Genomic DNA, 14519 nt, shown 5'->3' with positions numbered 1-14519 from the left:
CGGAAACTACATCCAGAGCCCTGTGAGGCTGGGAGCCCGCAGGGCCTGGTGCACGGCCCTGGCCCGCTCCACCAGGCGGATGAAATCCGAGGGCAGCAGGGCCTGGGGCCCGTCGCTCAGGGCCTTCTCGGGGTTGCAGTGGGTTTCCACCAGCAGGCCATCCGCGCCCGCCGCCACGCCCGCCAGGCCGCAGGGGATCACCAGGTCGCGCCGTCCCGTGGCGTGGCTCGGATCCACCATGACCGGCAGGTGCGTGAGGGCCTTCGCGGCCGGAACCACGCTCACGTCCAGCGTGTTGCGGGCGTGATCGGACCAGGTGCGGATGCCGCGCTCGCAGAGCACCAGGTTGCGGTTGCCCTCGCCCAGCACGTACTCCGCGGCGTAGAGCCATTCCTCCAGGGTAGCGGCGGGGCCCCGCTTGAGGAGCACGGGCTTCTCGCTGCGCCCGGCCCGGCGCAGCAGGGCGAAGTTCTGCATGTTGCGGGCGCCGATCTGCACCATGTCGGCGCTGCGCTCCACATCGTCGAAGGTTTCGACTTCCGTGGCTTCGGTGACGATGCCGAGGTCGAACTCGGCCCGGACCTCCTCCAGCAGGCGCAGGCCCTCCAGGCCCAGGCCCTGGAAGGCGTAGGGGCTGGTCCGGGGCTTGAAGGCGCCGGCCCGGAGCAGCTTCACGCCGGCCTCGGCCACGTAGCGGGCCACGGTGAAGAGCTGCTCCCGGCTCTCGACGCCGCAGGGGCCTCCCACCAGCACCAGATCGGGCCCGCCGATCTTCACGCCGCGCACGTCCACCACCGTGCGACCCGCGGCCGCGTCCGCGCTGGCGAGCTTGTAGGGGCTGGTGATGGGCACCACCCGGCGCACGCCCGCCATGGGTTCGATGCGGTCGGGCTTCAGCGCCTTGGAGGCGTTCGGCGCCACGATGCTGAGGGCTTCCGGCGTCTCGTTCACCTGGCTGCGGATGCCGGCGGATTCCAGCAGGGCCAGGACTTCGCCGACCTGGTCCCGGGTGGCAGTGGGTTCCATGAGAATGAGCATGGGGATTTCCTAGCGGAGAGAGAGCACCGGACGAAGGCCGGAGAGCGGTTTCCTGTTTCCTAGGTCTGAGCCCGGCAGGGCGAAGAGAATGAGCATGCGGCCTCGCAGGGAAGCTCGATTCTAGCGCCCAGGTGGGGCGGGCGCCTGGACACAGGGCGCAGCCGCCCCCAGACTTGGGCGCGGAGGTCCCATGCGGCGCGCCCCCATCCTGTTCCTCGCCTCACTCATGCTGATCGTCGGCTGCACCCGCCCCGAGGTGGAGGCCTTCCGACGACAGCCCGGTCCCGTGAGTGTCTCCGTGAGCCTGCCCTCGGGCCTGGCGGACCGGGAGTCCTTCCAGAAGGAATACGCCTCGGCGCTGCGAGCCCATCTGGCCACCCGCGTGGTGGTGGTGCCCGAGGGCGTGAAGCCGCCAGTGGGGTCGGCGGAACTCCAGGTGGACATCCGGGATGTCTCTCCGGCCCCCGGCCAGCCCAGTCCCACGGCGGTGGGGGTGGCGGTGGGCGCCTCCGTGGGGGCCCTGAGCGCCGCCTCGGGCAACCGGGGCTGGGGCGTGGTGGATGGGCTCTTCTGGGGGCTGTGGGCCGGCAGCCAGGCGGCCATGGCGCAGCAGAACACCCGGGACCGTCTGGGCTATCGTCCCCAGGTAGTCCGGGCCCAGGTCCGGCTGGTGCAGCCGGGAAACCCTGAACCCCTCTGGACCGAGGCCATCGAGCCCTCCGAGGTGGTCGAGGCCATGGATCCACTGCCGCCCGGATCGAGGGACGATGACGGCCGCATCCGCGAGGAGGAGGCCAAGGGCTTCGCCCGGGTCGTGGTGCAGAAACTGTCTTCCGAGTTCCACTGGATGCGTCTGGCGGAGCAGCGCTTCTACCAGGAGCCCGCCGCCAAGCAGGAGCCCGCTGCCAAGAAGGATGAGCCCGCGCCTTCAAAGCCCGAACCGAAGCAGGACTGATGGAAGCCAAGGCCCTCCGCTGCTCCGGCTGCGGTGCACCGGTTCCTCCGGATGCGCCGCAGTGCCCCTACTGCCAGGCCCAGCTCGCCACGGTGGCCTGCCCCGCCTGCTTCGCCCTGGTGCCGCTCTCGGCGGACCACTGCCCTTCCTGCGGTGCGGCGATGGCCCCCAGGACGCCGGCCGTGGCCGACGGGGTCCCCTGTCCCGCCTGCGCGAAACCCCTCGCCGCCAGCCAGGTCGGAGGCCTCGACACGCAGGCCTGCCTGGCCTGCGGCGGCCTGTGGCTGGACCGGGCCACGTTCGAGCAGCTGGGCGCCAGCCGGGAGCGTCAGGGGGCCGTGCTGGGCGCCCTTCCGGTGCCGCCGCTCCCGCCCACCACCGGGCTGGAACCGGTGCAGTACCGCCCCTGTCCCGCCTGCGGGCAGCGCATGAACCGGGTGAACTACGCCCGGCGGTCCGGCGTGGTGCTGGATGTCTGCAAGGCCCACGGCCTCTGGTTCGACCGCGACGAACTGCGCCGCCTGCTCGCCTTCATCGCCGGTGGTGGTCTGGACCGCGCCCGGGCACGGGAACTGGAGGATCTGAAGGAAGCCCGGCGGGTACAGGCGCCGCAGCCTGCGGCCGGCCTGGATCTCGAGCCGCAGACCGGCGCTCCGCCTTCATGGCTCACGGCCGCCGGGTTGGTGGGGCTGGCCCTGGAGGTTGCGGACCGCTTCCTCGATCGGGATTGATCAGCCCGCCTGCTTCACCAGGGTGCCGAACTTGGCGGGATCCAGGCTGGCGCCGCCTACAAGACCGCCGGCCACCTCGGGGATGTCCAGCAGCTCGGGGAAGTTCTCGGGGGTGATGCTGCCGCCGTAGAGGATGGGCACGGGGCCGAAGTTCAGGTTCATGTGTTCGGCGATCTTCATCTTGATGAAGGTATGGGCTTCGCGGATCTGGCCGACCTCCGCACGGAGGCCCGTGCCGATGGCCCACACCGGCTCGTAGGCCACCCAGAGGGGCGTGGGGCCGGTCTTCGCCAGGATGGAGAGCTGGCGGTCGAGGACCTCCAGGGTCCGGCCCGACTTCCGCTCCTCGAGGGTCTCGCCCACGCAGAGCAGGGGGAGCAGGTTCCAGTCGCGGGCGGCCTTCACCTTGGTCACCAGGGCCTCGTCCGTTTCCCCGAAGAACTGGCGCCGCTCGCTGTGGCCCAGGATCACGCCCGAGCAGCCGCAGTCCTGGAGCTGGGCCATGGAGATCTCGCCCGTGTAAGCGCCCTTGGGTTCCGCGTGGCCGTTCTGTCCGAAGACGCGCACCTGGCGACTTCGCAGGCTGTCGGCCACCGGGCGGATGAGGTGGAAGGGCGGCGCGATGGCCGTCGTCACCGAGGGTGATGGTGTGTAATCCGCGAGGAAGGCCTCGCAGAAGTCTCGGGCCTGGTCGGACAGGAAGTTCATCTTCCAGTTGGCGACGACGAAGCGCATGGGATCTCCCGGAGAACGCAGGGTGGTCGTCGACCATGGGGTTCCGGCGCGACCAATGGGGTAAACCTGGAGGCTATCAGCCTTCCGGGCCCTTCGCATACACGGCGGGGGTCCTGCCCAGGTAGGTCTTGAAGGCCTTGGTGAAGTGGGCCTGATCGAAGTAGCCAAGCGCCAGGGCGAGGGCCGGGAGATCTGCCGCCTGATCCGCCTCCAGCTGCTCCATGGCTTCATGGAGGCGGTACCGCTGGATCACCCATTTGGGGCTGACGCCGACGTAGTCCTGGAAGAGCCGCTGAAGCGACCGGAGGCTCAGCCCGGCTTCCCGGGCCACAGCCTCCGCCTGGGTCAGCTCGCGATCCTCCCGGATTCGGGCCACGATGCTTCGAGCCAGCGCGGCCTTGGCATCGGGTTCGGGAAGGCGCTCGAGAAGAAAGGCCTCGACGAGCGAGATCGCCGCATTCTCATCCCCGGCACAGCGCAACACGGAGGCTTCGAGGGCTTCGCCGGGGGCGCCGAAGGCCCTTCCCAGGGGAAGCACCTGATCCGTGAGTTCGTCCACCGGCCGGTCCCAGAACGGCCGGAAACAGCCTGGAAGGAACTTGATTCCGAGCACCCAGCCCCGGCCCTCCAAGAGGCGGCTGAAGCGCCCCGTGTGGACGCCCGCGAGGCCGGAACGGCCGGCTTCGATCACCAGGTGCATCGAAGGGTGGGGAAGAGTTTCCCGAGTCAGGGGCGGCCGCCCGCGCAGATCCCAGGAGACGGTCCAGAAGTGCTCCACGAACCCGGCCAGGGGTCCCTCAGGAAGAAAGCGGCCGGCCGGGGATTCCCGGCGGATCGCCTCGGCATCCACCACGCCCTTCGGTCGCCACACCACCGGCTTCGCCATGCCGAACCCTCTCCCAGCACCTGTCGCGTTTCTACAATACTGTCGTCACAGGCGGGTCGAGTCTGGGATCAGCCCCAGCGACCGGAGTCGCCATGTCCATTCCCCTGATCCAAACGTGCCTTGCCCTGCTCTTCTGCCTCGACCCCCAGGCCCCGGCCATTCACCCAAAGGAGACCCGCATGACGGCCCTTGCGACAGGATCCTTCGACGTGAAACTGGTGCCTCTCACGGAAGGGGCGCGGGAAGGCGTTTGGTCGCCGGGCCGGATGTCCATCGACAAGCGGTTCAAGGGCGATCTGGAGGCGGCCAGCCAGGGAGAGATGCTGGCGGCCGGAACGGAGGTCCAGGGTTCCGCGGGCTACACGGCTATCGAGCAGGTGCGCGGGACGCTCCATGGCCGAAGCGGCAGCTTCCTTCTCCAGCACTTCGCCGTGATGAGCCGCGGGGTACCCGGCGAATGGGTGGTGATGGTGGTGCCGGACTCCGGTACCGGGGATCTGAAAGGGCTGGCGGGGAGAATGACGATCCTCATCGAGGGCGGCCGGCACACCTACACGTTGGAGTACTCGCTGCCCGACGCCGCGTCCACCCCTCAGCGCTGAAGGGCCGCGACCCCCGGCAGTTCCAGACCGCTGAGGAACTCCAGGCTCGCGCCGCCACCCGTGGAGACATGGCTCATGCGGGTGGCCACGCCGGCCTTGTTCACGGCGGCCACGCTATCGCCACCGCCCACGAGCACGAAGGCGCCCTTGTCCGCGGCCTCCGCCAGCTCCTCGGCCACGCTGAGGGTGCCGGCCGCGTACGAGGCCATCTCGAAGACGCCCATGGGACCGTTCCAGAGCAGGGTCTTGGCGGCACGGATCTCGGCGGCGTAGGCGGCCACGGTCTCGGGGCCGATGTCGAGGGCCATGCGGTCCGCGGGGATGTTCTGGTCCACGGTGATGGCGCAGTCGGCGTCCTCCTTGAACTCGGCGGCCGTCACGTGGTCCAGGGGCAGCAGCAGGCGCGTGCCCTTGGCCTCGGCCTGCTTCAGCAGGTCCAGGGCCAGCTCCAGCTTGTCCTCCTCGCAGAGGCTCTTGCCGATCTGGAAGCCCTGGGCCTTGAGGAAGGTGTAGCTCATGGCGCCACCGATGAGGATGGCGTCGGCCCGACCCAGGAAGTTCTGGATGAGCTCGATCTTGTCGCTGACCTTGGCGCCGCCGAAGATCACCACGAGGGGCTTGTCCGGGTTCTCCGTGACCTTGCCCAGGGCCTTCAGCTCCTTCTCCATGAGGAAGCCTGCGGCCACGCGATCCTTGGGGAAGTGCTGGACCATGCCGCTGACGGAGGCGTGGGCCCGGTGGGCCGCGCCGAAGGCATCGTTCACGTAGGTGTCCGCCAGCTTCGCCAGGCTGGCGGCGAAGTCCTCCTTGTTCTTGGTCTCGCCCTTTTCGAAGCGGAGGTTCTCCAGGAGCAGCACCTGGCCGGGCTTCAGGGCCGAGGCCTCGGCCTCCACGGCCTCGCCGTTCACGTAGCTGGCCAGGCGGCAATCGAAACCCTGCTCTTTCAGCCAGGCCGCCACGGGCGCAGCGCTGAACGCGGCCTCGAAGCCCTTGCCCTCGGGGCGGCCCAGGTGCGAGGCCAGCACCACGGAGGCGCCGCCGTCCAGCAGGCACTTCAGCGTGGGCAGAGTCTCCCGGATGCGGGTGGCGTCCGTGATGCGGCCTTCCTTGAGCGGCACGTTGAGGTCCGCCCGCAGGAAGACGCGATGGCCCTTCACATTGAGATCCCGCACCGACTGGAAGCCCATGGCTGCTCCTTGCTCTTGGAAAGATCCATTCTGACGGAAGATGCGGTTGTCAGCTATCGGCTGTCAGCTGTCGGAAGCTTCTCGAAGATGCCGATCCAGCGGGGGCTGTCCTCGGTGAAGGGACCCCCGGCGTAGGTGCCCTTCACGGTCCGCAGCCGCAGCCCGGCGTCGGCGGCCAGGGCCTCGATGTCGGTGGGCTGGTAGAGGCGCACGCTCTCCAGGACTTGGCGGGTCTCTCCCGTGTCCACTTGCGTGAGGGTCATGCGCTTCACGATGCGGCCACCCTCGATGGCGCGGCGGCTCTGGACCCGCACACCCGAGCGTTCCAGCGTGTCCTCGGGCACCAGCTCGCGCGCCACCAGCCCCGCGTTGAGGTAGTCCATGAGGAGTGCGCCGCCAGGGCGGAGGACACGCCCGAGATCCAGCATCAGCGCCCGGTTCTGGGCATCGGAGAAGTAGCCGAAGGGGGTGAACCAGAGGCAGGCGCCGGAGAGGGATCTGTCCTTCACCGGCAGGGCGCGCATGTCGCCGCGGAGGAGCCAGGGGCGAAGCTCCGCAACAGCCCGGCGGAGCAGGGCGGCGGAGAGATCCATGCCGAATGCTTGGGGGTTGGTCCGCCGCAGGACCTCCAGGTGACGGCCCGCGCCGCAGCCCAGGTCCAGCACCGGGCCCACTGCCAGTTCTGGGGCCTCGCGCAGGGCCAGGGCCACGGCCAAACTGGCCTCCTCCGCGTCCCGGTGCGCGTAGAGCAGGGCATAGTCCTCGTCGAACCAGGTTTCGAACCAGTCGGCCATCGAGGAAGGCTAACACCTCCGAGCCCGGTAGAATGGGGGCGGAAGGAAGCCCATGCAACGCCCCGAACGCCTCGAAGACCAGATCCATTTCCTGCTGTCGAACCTCATCCAGCGCGAGCTCCGCGACCCGGAACTCGGATTCCTCACCCTCACCGCCGTGCGGCTTTCGCCGGACCGCAGCGTAGCCAAGGTGTATTTCACCGTTCTGCCCCCCAACGGCGGCGACCAGGAGGCTCAGGACGCCCTCACCCGCAAGGCCCTGGGCCGGGCCGCAGGCTTCCTCCGAAGCCAGCTGGCATCCCGCCTCAAGATGCGGCGGGTGCCCGAGCTGCGGTTCTTCCCGGATGGCACGCTGGAAGAAGGGAACCACATGGAGACCCTGCTGGCGGAGATCGAGAAAGAGCGGGCGGCCCGGCCTGTGGATCCGGAAGCGGAAGACGCCTGAATGGTGGAGCCGGGCATCCACCTCGTCCACAAGGCCGTGGGCCAGAGCAGCTTTGACGTGATCCGGGGCTTCAAGCACCGGGCCTTCGAGGCTGGGCAGAAGAAGCTGGCCCTGGGTCACGGCGGCACGCTGGATCCCTTCGCGGACGGGCTGCTGCTGGTGCTGGCGGGCCAGGCCACGCGGCTCATGGAGCTGATGCATCCCCTGCCCAAGACCTATGTCGCGGAAGTGACCTGGGGCCTCGAGACGGACACCTGCGATCTGCACGGGAAGCCCGTGTCGGAGGCTCCGGCCGCGCACCTGACGGCGGCGGCGCTGGATGCCGCCCTGGCGCCCTTCCTGGGCTGGACGGACCAGGTGCCCCCCGCCACCAGCGCCAAGAAGATCGACGGTGAATCGGCCTACAAGAAGGCGCATCGGGGCGAAGACGTGGTCATGCGCCCCAGCCGCGTCTTCCTGCTCTCCGCCCGCTGGACCGCCCACGACCTGCCGCGGCGGAGCACCCTGGAGCTCACCTGCCGCGGGGGCTTCTACGTGCGCAGCCTGGCCCGGGATCTGGGCCGCGCCCTGGGTTGCGGCGCCCACCTGACGGCACTGCGCCGCACGGCCATCGGCCCCTGGATGGATCCCGACGAAGGCCGGGAGCAGCTGATCACGGGCCAGGATCTGCTGCCCTGGTGCCCGTCGCGCCTGCTGTCCGACGTGGAGGCGGATCACCTGGCCCACGGCCGGGTCATTCCGGCCGGGGAGACAACGCCGGCGACCTGGCCCATGCCCGAAGGTTTCCCAGATCCCTGCGCGCCCCTGCGGGCCCTGCATGCAGATCGCCTGGTCGCCCTCCTGAGGCCTTCTGATGACGGGGGTCTCCGCACCTTCGCGAACCTGCGGGGCGGGTTGTAGGCCTCATCGGCGACGACCGCGGGAGAAAGATTCTCCTGCGGTCGTCGTGATCAATCCTGACGGGTGGCTTCGAACGGAAAGGTCACTCTGTGCCAGGGCCGGTGCCGATGGCCCGCCTGGGGGCCGCTCCCTCGGTCGACAGATCATCGTAGCGGGAGGGGAGAACGCCGCCATTGGCCTGGCACTGGGCGCGCACGTACTTCGCGAAGGCCTCGTAGGCCTTGATCGAGGAGCCGTCCGCGGACCGGAAGAGCATCACCTGGCCGATGTTCGTCACCAGCTTGGTCCCGCCGGCGAAATCCGCCGCCGTGGCGTCCGGCAGCCAGTAGGCGAGCCCCAGGGTCTGGGCCATCAGGGCCAGATACACGTCCGTCGCCACGACCACCGGCATGTAGGGATAGGTCGCATCCAGCCAACCGACTGGCGAATAGGTGAAGTCGAAGATCGGGAAGTCGTAGGTGTCCAGAGCCGTATGGTCGGTGGCGAAGGCGATGCGGGTGACCCTTCCCTTGGCGGGATTGCCCGGGTCCGCCGGATCGAAGACTGGCCGGGACGTGTCGAAGGTGAAGGAAACGCCCGAGGGCAGCACGTACTGGTCCGCGCCATTCAGAGACACGAAGGGGTAGGTGGCGGTCACCTCGAGGATGGCCTTCAGCTCGATGGCGGGGATGGCCACGCGCACCAATCCGTAGCCTGGGGTGTAGTGCCCCAGGGCATCGGGACCCAGCCCCATGGGGTAGACCCGGAAGGCGTCGGACATCGCGATGGTGCCGCTGTAGCCCAGGTGGATGCCGTCCCGGACGTTGCCGTAGGAGGTGAGGCTCACGTGGGTGGGCCCGCCGGAGGCCTCGGCCTCGGCGAGGATCGAATCGGCCGCGAGCCGGAGCATGCCGGTCTCTTTGCGGGGCCTGGTCTTCAGCTCGAAGGTGGTGGCGCCCAGCTTCCGGAAGAACAGGTCGCCGGTTGTCTTCGGATCGTTCACCACGGGCGAGCCCTCGATGTCGCTGAGGGTCCGTTCGAGCATGGACTGGCCGGCTCCGGTCCATTCCTCGGGGGTTTCGAGGGCCTGGATGGCTTCATCCACCAGGTACCTCATCTTGGGATCCGCGGGGGTGCGGTCATCCACGGGGATCAGGGTGGTCTGGTCCGCATCCATCTGGATGGTCCCGTCCTGCCTGACCTTGAGGACGAGCCGCTCCACAGCCTCCCCGTTCCAGCCGGGTTCCACCACGATCACGTTCTTCCCGGTGGTCACGTTGGCCACCAGGAAGGGCGGGGTGGTCACATGGGTGTGGCCGCTCAGGATCACGTCGATGCCCGCGATGTTCCGGGCGATCTGGTAGCTCTCGCCCAGCTCGGGGGTGTCAGGTTCCGTTCCAGCGTGGGCCAGCAGGACCACCACATCCACCTTCTCGGTGTTCCGGAGCTCATCTACCCGGGTCTGCAGTTCCTGGTCGGGGTCTTCCGGCACGGTGAACGAGACGGGGGCCTTGAGGGGGGCGGTGGCGGCCGGGATGGCCCCCAGCGCGCCCAGGATGCCGACCTTCAGGCCGTTGGTGGCCCGGATCACCAGGTAGGGCCGGATGGGCTTGGTGGCGTCCTGGCCGGTGGGATCGTAGAGGCTGGCCAAGGCGGCGTCGGGTGCGGAGGCCTCCCCGGAGAAGTGGATGTTGCTGGCGATGACGGGGACGAGGCCGCCCTGGGCCTGGGCCGCATAGAGGGCGCCCGCCAGGTAGGCAGGGCCCGCGTCGAATTCGTGGTTGCCCAGGGTGGTGGCGTCATAGCCCAGGGCCTTGAGAGCCCGGTAGTCCGGCGAGGCCGAGGTGGATGCCGCCTGGAACAGGGTGCCCATGAGGTTGTCGCCGGAGGAGAAGGTCAGGCTGCTCTCTTGCAGCACCTCCGCGCGCTTCCGCTCCGCGGCGAGGATGGAAGCGCGCCGGGCGATGCCCCCCACCAGTTTCCCTTGCGGGGATTTGCCGAGGGCCGGGTAGCCGTCGACCTCGGGGCCCACGCCCAGCAGGCGGGAATGCTCATCCGTGGTGTGGAGCAGGACGAGGGTGCGGTTGCCTTCCTTGTCGACGCCGAACCGGCCACCGCAGGTGATGAACGGTATCGCGGCGGCCAGGGCCAGCAGGGAGGACAGCAGTTGCTTGCGCATGGCAATGCCTCCTGGAGATGGGGTGGAAGAAACGCAGGGACAGAACCCCTCCGGCCCGCAGGTCGCAGGCGAACCGGCCCGGGGGCCCTGTGGAAAGTTCAGATCGCGCCACCCTGGGGAAGGGGCCTGGCGTCGGTTCGAAGGCCGGGCCTTGTCGGCGGAGCAGAGCAGAGGCGGTGGCGCAGATGGAAATATGCGGACCCGATGATGTCCTGCAAGTCCTTTTCCAAGACTCGCCGTCAAATGCCGCTGTTTGTCATGTCTCGAATATGAAAATACAGATTAAACATCAGGTCCTGAAGAGGACCGCCGGCTAGGGCTGACGCCGCTTGAATTGGATTCGGCTCCGAACCGAGAACGGCTTTCCCGCCTCGGCGACCTCGAAGGTCTCCACATAGGCCTCGGGGGAGATCTGTTCGAGGGTTTCCCGGGCCTTCGAGGTGGCGGCGCTGTCCAGCTGCACGCTTTCGAAGACCAGCTTGGTGGACTGGCTCTGGGCCGGAGAGAGGACGAAGGTGCCGCTGAACGCCTCCTGGCGGAGGAGGCGGAACACCAGGACCTTCCGGGCGGTGTCGTAGGCCAGGAAGCTGGCGTGGCTGGCCACCGTGCCGTCCGGATGCAGGGGCTGGGGCGGGAAGCTGGCCATGCTCCGCTCCTGGAGGAACTGGCCGCTCAGGATGAAGCGGTAGCGGCGCGTGGCCGTGCCCGTCCCCTGGTCTCCCGTGATGGCGCCCTGCCATTCCCCCACCAGGAAGCGGACGGGGGCCCAGGGGTCCGAGGGCGCGCCTTGCGCCTGGACCACGGCTGCGGTTCCGATCAGGCAGGCCAGCGCCCGGACGAGCTTGGTCATGGTGTCCTCGAGGTGGATGGAGCTCCAGCTTAACCCACCTCGGAAGGTCTTCAGCCCTGGACCGGGATCCTGCCCGCCAGATCGTCGAGGACGTTCAGCATGTGCTGGCATTCCTCGCAGCTGGTGTGGGGGCTCCCGCAGGGGAAACCGTCGCTCTGCATGCCCAGGCAGCGGGGCTGCTGGATGAACCGCGCCAGCTCGGCCAGGAGGCCGGAGACCTTGGCGCGGAGCGGGCTGTCCGGGATCTCCCGGAGGGCCATGACGATCTTCCATTCCTCGGCGTTGAGGGTGGTCTGGATGGCGATGTCCGTCATGGCTGCCTCCTGGGATTGCGGGCCTATTTGTCGAGCGCTTCCACCGACTTGATGCCCCAGGCGAAGGCTTCTTCGTTGAGGGGGATCAGGGCGCACTTATCCTTCAGGGCCGTGCGGATCGCGCCGAGCAGGGTGTCCTTGGGGAAGATGTTCGTGGCGGCCTGGAGGGCGCCCAGGGCCACGATGTTCTTCACCACGGCCTTGCCCAGGTCGGTGGCGATGCCGGTGAAGGGCACGGGGAACATCCTGATGCTGGGATCCAGCACGGGGGCGTCGGTCACCACGGAGCTGTCGTAGATCACGAAGCCGCCCTTGCGGACGGTGGGCCCGAACTTGGCGAGGCTGGGGGCATTGAAGGCGATGAGCACCTGGGGATCGGGAGATCCGGGGTTCAGCACCTCGTCCTCGGCCACGTGGACGTCGGCGTAGGACGTGCCGCCGCGGCTCTCGGGGCCATAGCTGGGGATGTGGGTGGCGTCGAAGCCTTCGCTGATGGCGGCCCGGGCGATGAGCATGGCCGCGGTCTGGGCGCCGTCGCCGCCGGAGCCGGCGAGCTTCAGCGAGATGTCATTGGGGGCCAGGTGCGTGGGGAAACCCTTGCAGAAGCGCTCGGGGTGCTCGGAGGTGGCCCCGGCCAGGCTGAGGATCTTCTCGCCCTTGAAGCAGGGGGCGTTCCGCTTGAACCAGGGATCGACCGTGAGGTCCTTCTTCACGCCCAGCGGATAGACGGGCTCCATGCACTCCTTGACCCACTTCTCCGTGTCCTCGGGGTTCATCTTCAGGTGGGTGGGGCACTCGGCCAGCACTTCGATGAAGGAATACCCGCGGCCTTCCACCTGCAGCTTCATGGCCTTATGGATGGCCTTCTTGGCCTTGATGCGCTGCTTGGCGTCGTAGAGGGCCACGCGCTCCACGTAGACGGGGCCGTCGAGACCGGCGATGAGCTCGGCCATCTTGAGGGGCTGGCCGTTGTACTCGTTGCGGCCTGAGGGGCTGGTGCTGCTCTGCTGGCCCATCAGCGTGGTGGGGGCCATCTGGCCACCGGTCATGCCGTAGATGGCGTTGTTGATGAAGATGACGGTGATGGGGGCGCCGAGCTGGGCCGTGGCCACCGTCTCGGCGAGGCCGATGGAGGCCAGGTCGCCGTCGCCCTGGTAGCTCACCACCACGCTCTCGGGGTTGGCGAACTTGTGGCCCAGGGCCACCACCGGTGCGCGGCCGTGGGCGGCCTGGGTGTTGCCCACATCGAAGTAGTAGTAGAGGAACACGGAGCAGCCGACCGGGCTCACGGCCACCGTGCGGTCCTGGATGCCCAGCTCGTCGATGGCCTCGGCCAGGTACTTGTGGGCCAGGCCGTGGCCGCAGCCAGGGCAGTAGTGGGTGGCGTGGCCCTTCAGGCCCTCGCCGTGGGAGTGGCGCTCGAACTTGTCGTAGAAGACGCTGGCCTTGCTCATGCGAGCACCTCCTTCCGACCCAGGACCCGGGTCATGATTTCGCTCTGCTGGGGCAGGACGCCGCCCATGCGGCGCACGGATTCGATTTCGGGGAACTGGTTCACGCCGGCCTTGCTGAGGGCGAGGCGGATCTCGTCCTCCAGCTGCCCGGCGCTGGCCTCCACCACCACGAGGCGCTGGGCGCCCTGGATGGCGGCCTTCAGCTCTTCCACGGGGAAGGGCCAGAGGGTGATGGGCCGGAAGAGGCCGGCCTTGATGCCCTGGTGCCGCAGCTCCTGGACCGCGCCCTTGGCGGTGCGGGCCGGGGTGTTGCAGGCGATGAGCACCACCTCGGCGTCGTCGCAGAGGAAGGACTCGGCGCGGGCCTCCACCTGCATGGCCTCGTACTTGGCGTTCAGGTGGACGTTGTGGGCCTCGAGGTCCGACTCAGTGAGGAAGATCGACGTGATGACGTTCTTCCGGTGCATGGCGTCGCCGAAGACCGCCCACTTGGGGATGCCGGGCTTGATCATGGTCTCGGGCAGCTGCACCTTGCCGGTCATCTGGCCCAGGTAGCCGTCCCCGAGGAGGATGACGGGGTTGCGGTACTTGAAGCTCAGCTCGAAGGCCAGCATGGTCAGGTCGAGCATCTCCTGGGGCGTGGAGGGCGCCAGGGTGATGGCCTGGGTGTTGCCATGGCCGAGGCCGTGGCAGGCCAGCTTGATGTCGGACTGCTCGGGGGCGATGTTGCCGAGGCCCGGCCCGCCGCGCATGACGTCCACGAAGACGCCCGGCAGCTCCGCGCCGATCATGTAGGACACGCCCTCCAGCATCAGGCTGAAGCCCGGCGAGGAGGTGAAGGTCATGGTGGGCAGCCCCGCGCCGGCGGTGCCGTACATCATGTTCACGGTGGCCACTTCGCTGACGGCCTGGATGAAGGTGCCGTCCAGCTTGGGCAGGAACTTGGCCATCAGCTCGGCGCCCTCGGTGGAGGGGGTGATGGGGTACCCGTAGACGTGGCGGCAGCCCGCCAGCAGGGCGCCCAGGGCCGAGGCGTAGGTGCCCTTGATGACCAGGGGCTCCGTGCGGGGCAGGGGCAGGACCTCGTTGGGGACGTCATGGGGTTCGGGCGCGTCGCTGGGCTTCACGCCAAAGAGCTTGGCGGGATCCTCCAGCTCGAAGTCCTGGATCTCGCCCTCATGGGCGGGCCGCAGGCCGTAGGGCTCAGGGCAGGCGTCCATGCAGAGGCCGCAGGCGTTGCAGTTCGTCAGGTCCAGCTCCACGGGGACCAGGCCCGTCAGGGGGTTGATCTGGTCGCTGAGGTGGATGCAGTCCTTGGCGCAGGCGTCGAGACACCGGCCGCAGCCCTTGCAGTACTCCGGCAGCAGGAAGGGTTTCGGTCGTTCTTTGAGGGCCATGGGAACTCCATGCAGGGACGCAGGTCCTACCACGGGGAAGTGTCATGCCCACCCCGTGTGCGCGTGGTCACAA

Annotated in this window: 15 protein-coding genes; 5 read left to right on the top strand and 10 right to left on the bottom strand. The window is 68.6% G+C overall.

Annotated elements, in window-relative coordinates:
• Positions 1–6 precede the first annotated feature (6 nt).
• Positions 7–1038 (bottom strand): 3-deoxy-7-phosphoheptulonate synthase, encoded by a 1032-nt coding sequence (gene aroF, locus MLG87_RS04270; RefSeq protein WP_243293965.1) that lies wholly within the window; start codon positions 1036–1038, stop codon positions 7–9.
• A 190-nt stretch (positions 1039–1228) separates the two neighbouring features.
• Between aroF and MLG87_RS04265 the strand changes: the two genes are divergently transcribed.
• Both MLG87_RS04265 and MLG87_RS04260 read left to right on the top strand, forming a co-directional pair.
• Positions 1229–1993 (top strand): hypothetical protein, encoded by a 765-nt coding sequence (locus MLG87_RS04265; protein WP_243293964.1) that lies wholly within the window; start codon positions 1229–1231, stop codon positions 1991–1993.
• The gene (locus MLG87_RS04260) at positions 1993–2724 is read left to right on the top strand and encodes a zf-TFIIB domain-containing protein (RefSeq protein ID WP_243293963.1); all 732 of its coding nucleotides are present in this window, start codon (positions 1993–1995) and stop codon (positions 2722–2724) included. Before MLG87_RS04265 ends, MLG87_RS04260 begins: the two co-directional genes overlap by 1 nt.
• Here MLG87_RS04260 and tpiA read toward each other — a convergent pair whose 3' ends face one another.
• Together tpiA and MLG87_RS04250 are read right to left on the bottom strand one after the other, a co-directional pair.
• Positions 2725–3459, bottom strand: coding sequence for a triose-phosphate isomerase (tpiA, locus tag MLG87_RS04255; protein WP_243293962.1), 735 nt, complete (start codon positions 3457–3459; stop codon positions 2725–2727).
• A gap of 76 nt (positions 3460–3535) precedes the next feature.
• Positions 3536–4345 carry a helix-turn-helix domain-containing protein gene (locus MLG87_RS04250; RefSeq protein ID WP_243293961.1) on the bottom strand — a complete coding sequence of 270 codons (810 nt, stop codon included), beginning with the start codon at positions 4343–4345 and terminating at the stop codon, positions 3536–3538.
• Between the two features lie 92 nt (positions 4346–4437).
• On the opposite strand from MLG87_RS04250, the gene MLG87_RS04245 reads away from it, so the two are divergent.
• Complete coding sequence (locus tag MLG87_RS04245; protein ID WP_243293960.1) at positions 4438–4947, top strand: DUF3224 domain-containing protein; 510 nt, start codon at positions 4438–4440, stop codon at positions 4945–4947.
• Here MLG87_RS04245 and MLG87_RS04240 read toward each other — a convergent pair.
• Positions 4938–6134: a phosphoglycerate kinase gene (locus tag MLG87_RS04240; RefSeq protein WP_243293959.1), complete on the bottom strand. Its 1197-nt coding sequence runs from the start codon at positions 6132–6134 to the stop codon at positions 4938–4940. The two genes, MLG87_RS04245 and MLG87_RS04240, sit on opposite strands and share 10 nt — an antisense overlap.
• Positions 6135–6187: 53 nt before the next feature.
• Complete coding sequence (locus tag MLG87_RS04235; RefSeq protein WP_243293958.1) at positions 6188–6928, bottom strand: class I SAM-dependent methyltransferase; 741 nt, start codon at positions 6926–6928, stop codon at positions 6188–6190.
• 52 nt (positions 6929–6980) lie between these two features.
• Between MLG87_RS04235 and rbfA the strand changes: the two genes are divergently transcribed.
• Together rbfA and truB are read left to right on the top strand one after the other, a co-directional pair.
• The gene (gene rbfA, locus MLG87_RS04230) at positions 6981–7373 is read left to right on the top strand and encodes a 30S ribosome-binding factor RbfA (protein WP_243293957.1); all 393 of its coding nucleotides are present in this window, start codon (positions 6981–6983) and stop codon (positions 7371–7373) included.
• Entirely contained in the window at positions 7374–8273 is a 900-nt protein-coding gene (gene truB, locus MLG87_RS04225) for a tRNA pseudouridine(55) synthase TruB (RefSeq protein WP_243293956.1), read from the top strand.
• Positions 8274–8355: 82 nt separating this feature from the next.
• Here the strand turns inward: truB and MLG87_RS04220 are convergent, their stop codons facing one another.
• The 5 genes from MLG87_RS04220 to vorB all read right to left on the bottom strand — a co-directional run bounded on the left by MLG87_RS04220 (position 8356) and on the right by vorB (position 14446).
• Positions 8356–10431 carry a bifunctional metallophosphatase/5'-nucleotidase gene (locus tag MLG87_RS04220; RefSeq protein ID WP_243293955.1) on the bottom strand — a complete coding sequence of 692 codons (2076 nt, stop codon included), beginning with the start codon at positions 10429–10431 and terminating at the stop codon, positions 8356–8358.
• Positions 10432–10744: 313 nt separating this feature from the next.
• The gene (locus tag MLG87_RS04215; protein WP_243293954.1) at positions 10745–11281 is read right to left on the bottom strand and encodes a hypothetical protein; all 537 of its coding nucleotides are present in this window, start codon (positions 11279–11281) and stop codon (positions 10745–10747) included.
• Between the two features lie 50 nt (positions 11282–11331).
• Positions 11332–11595: a hypothetical protein gene (locus tag MLG87_RS04210; protein ID WP_243287844.1), complete on the bottom strand. Its 264-nt coding sequence runs from the start codon at positions 11593–11595 to the stop codon at positions 11332–11334.
• Between the two features lie 23 nt (positions 11596–11618).
• The gene (locus tag MLG87_RS04205) at positions 11619–13049 is read right to left on the bottom strand and encodes a 2-oxoacid:acceptor oxidoreductase family protein (protein WP_243293953.1); all 1431 of its coding nucleotides are present in this window, start codon (positions 13047–13049) and stop codon (positions 11619–11621) included.
• On the bottom strand, positions 13046–14446 hold the full coding sequence (vorB, locus tag MLG87_RS04200; protein WP_243293952.1) for a 3-methyl-2-oxobutanoate dehydrogenase subunit VorB: 1401 nt from the start codon (positions 14444–14446) through the stop codon (positions 13046–13048). The genes MLG87_RS04205 and vorB overlap by 4 nt, the downstream gene beginning before the upstream one ends.
• Between the last annotated feature and the right edge of the window lie 73 nt (positions 14447–14519).

It is taken from the genome of Geothrix mesophila (assembly GCF_022808835.1).
GTDB lineage: Bacteria > Acidobacteriota > Holophagae > Holophagales > Holophagaceae > Geothrix > Geothrix paludis.
Note: the sequence above shows the minus strand (reverse complement) of the source record. Positions and strands in the feature narration are given on the sequence as shown.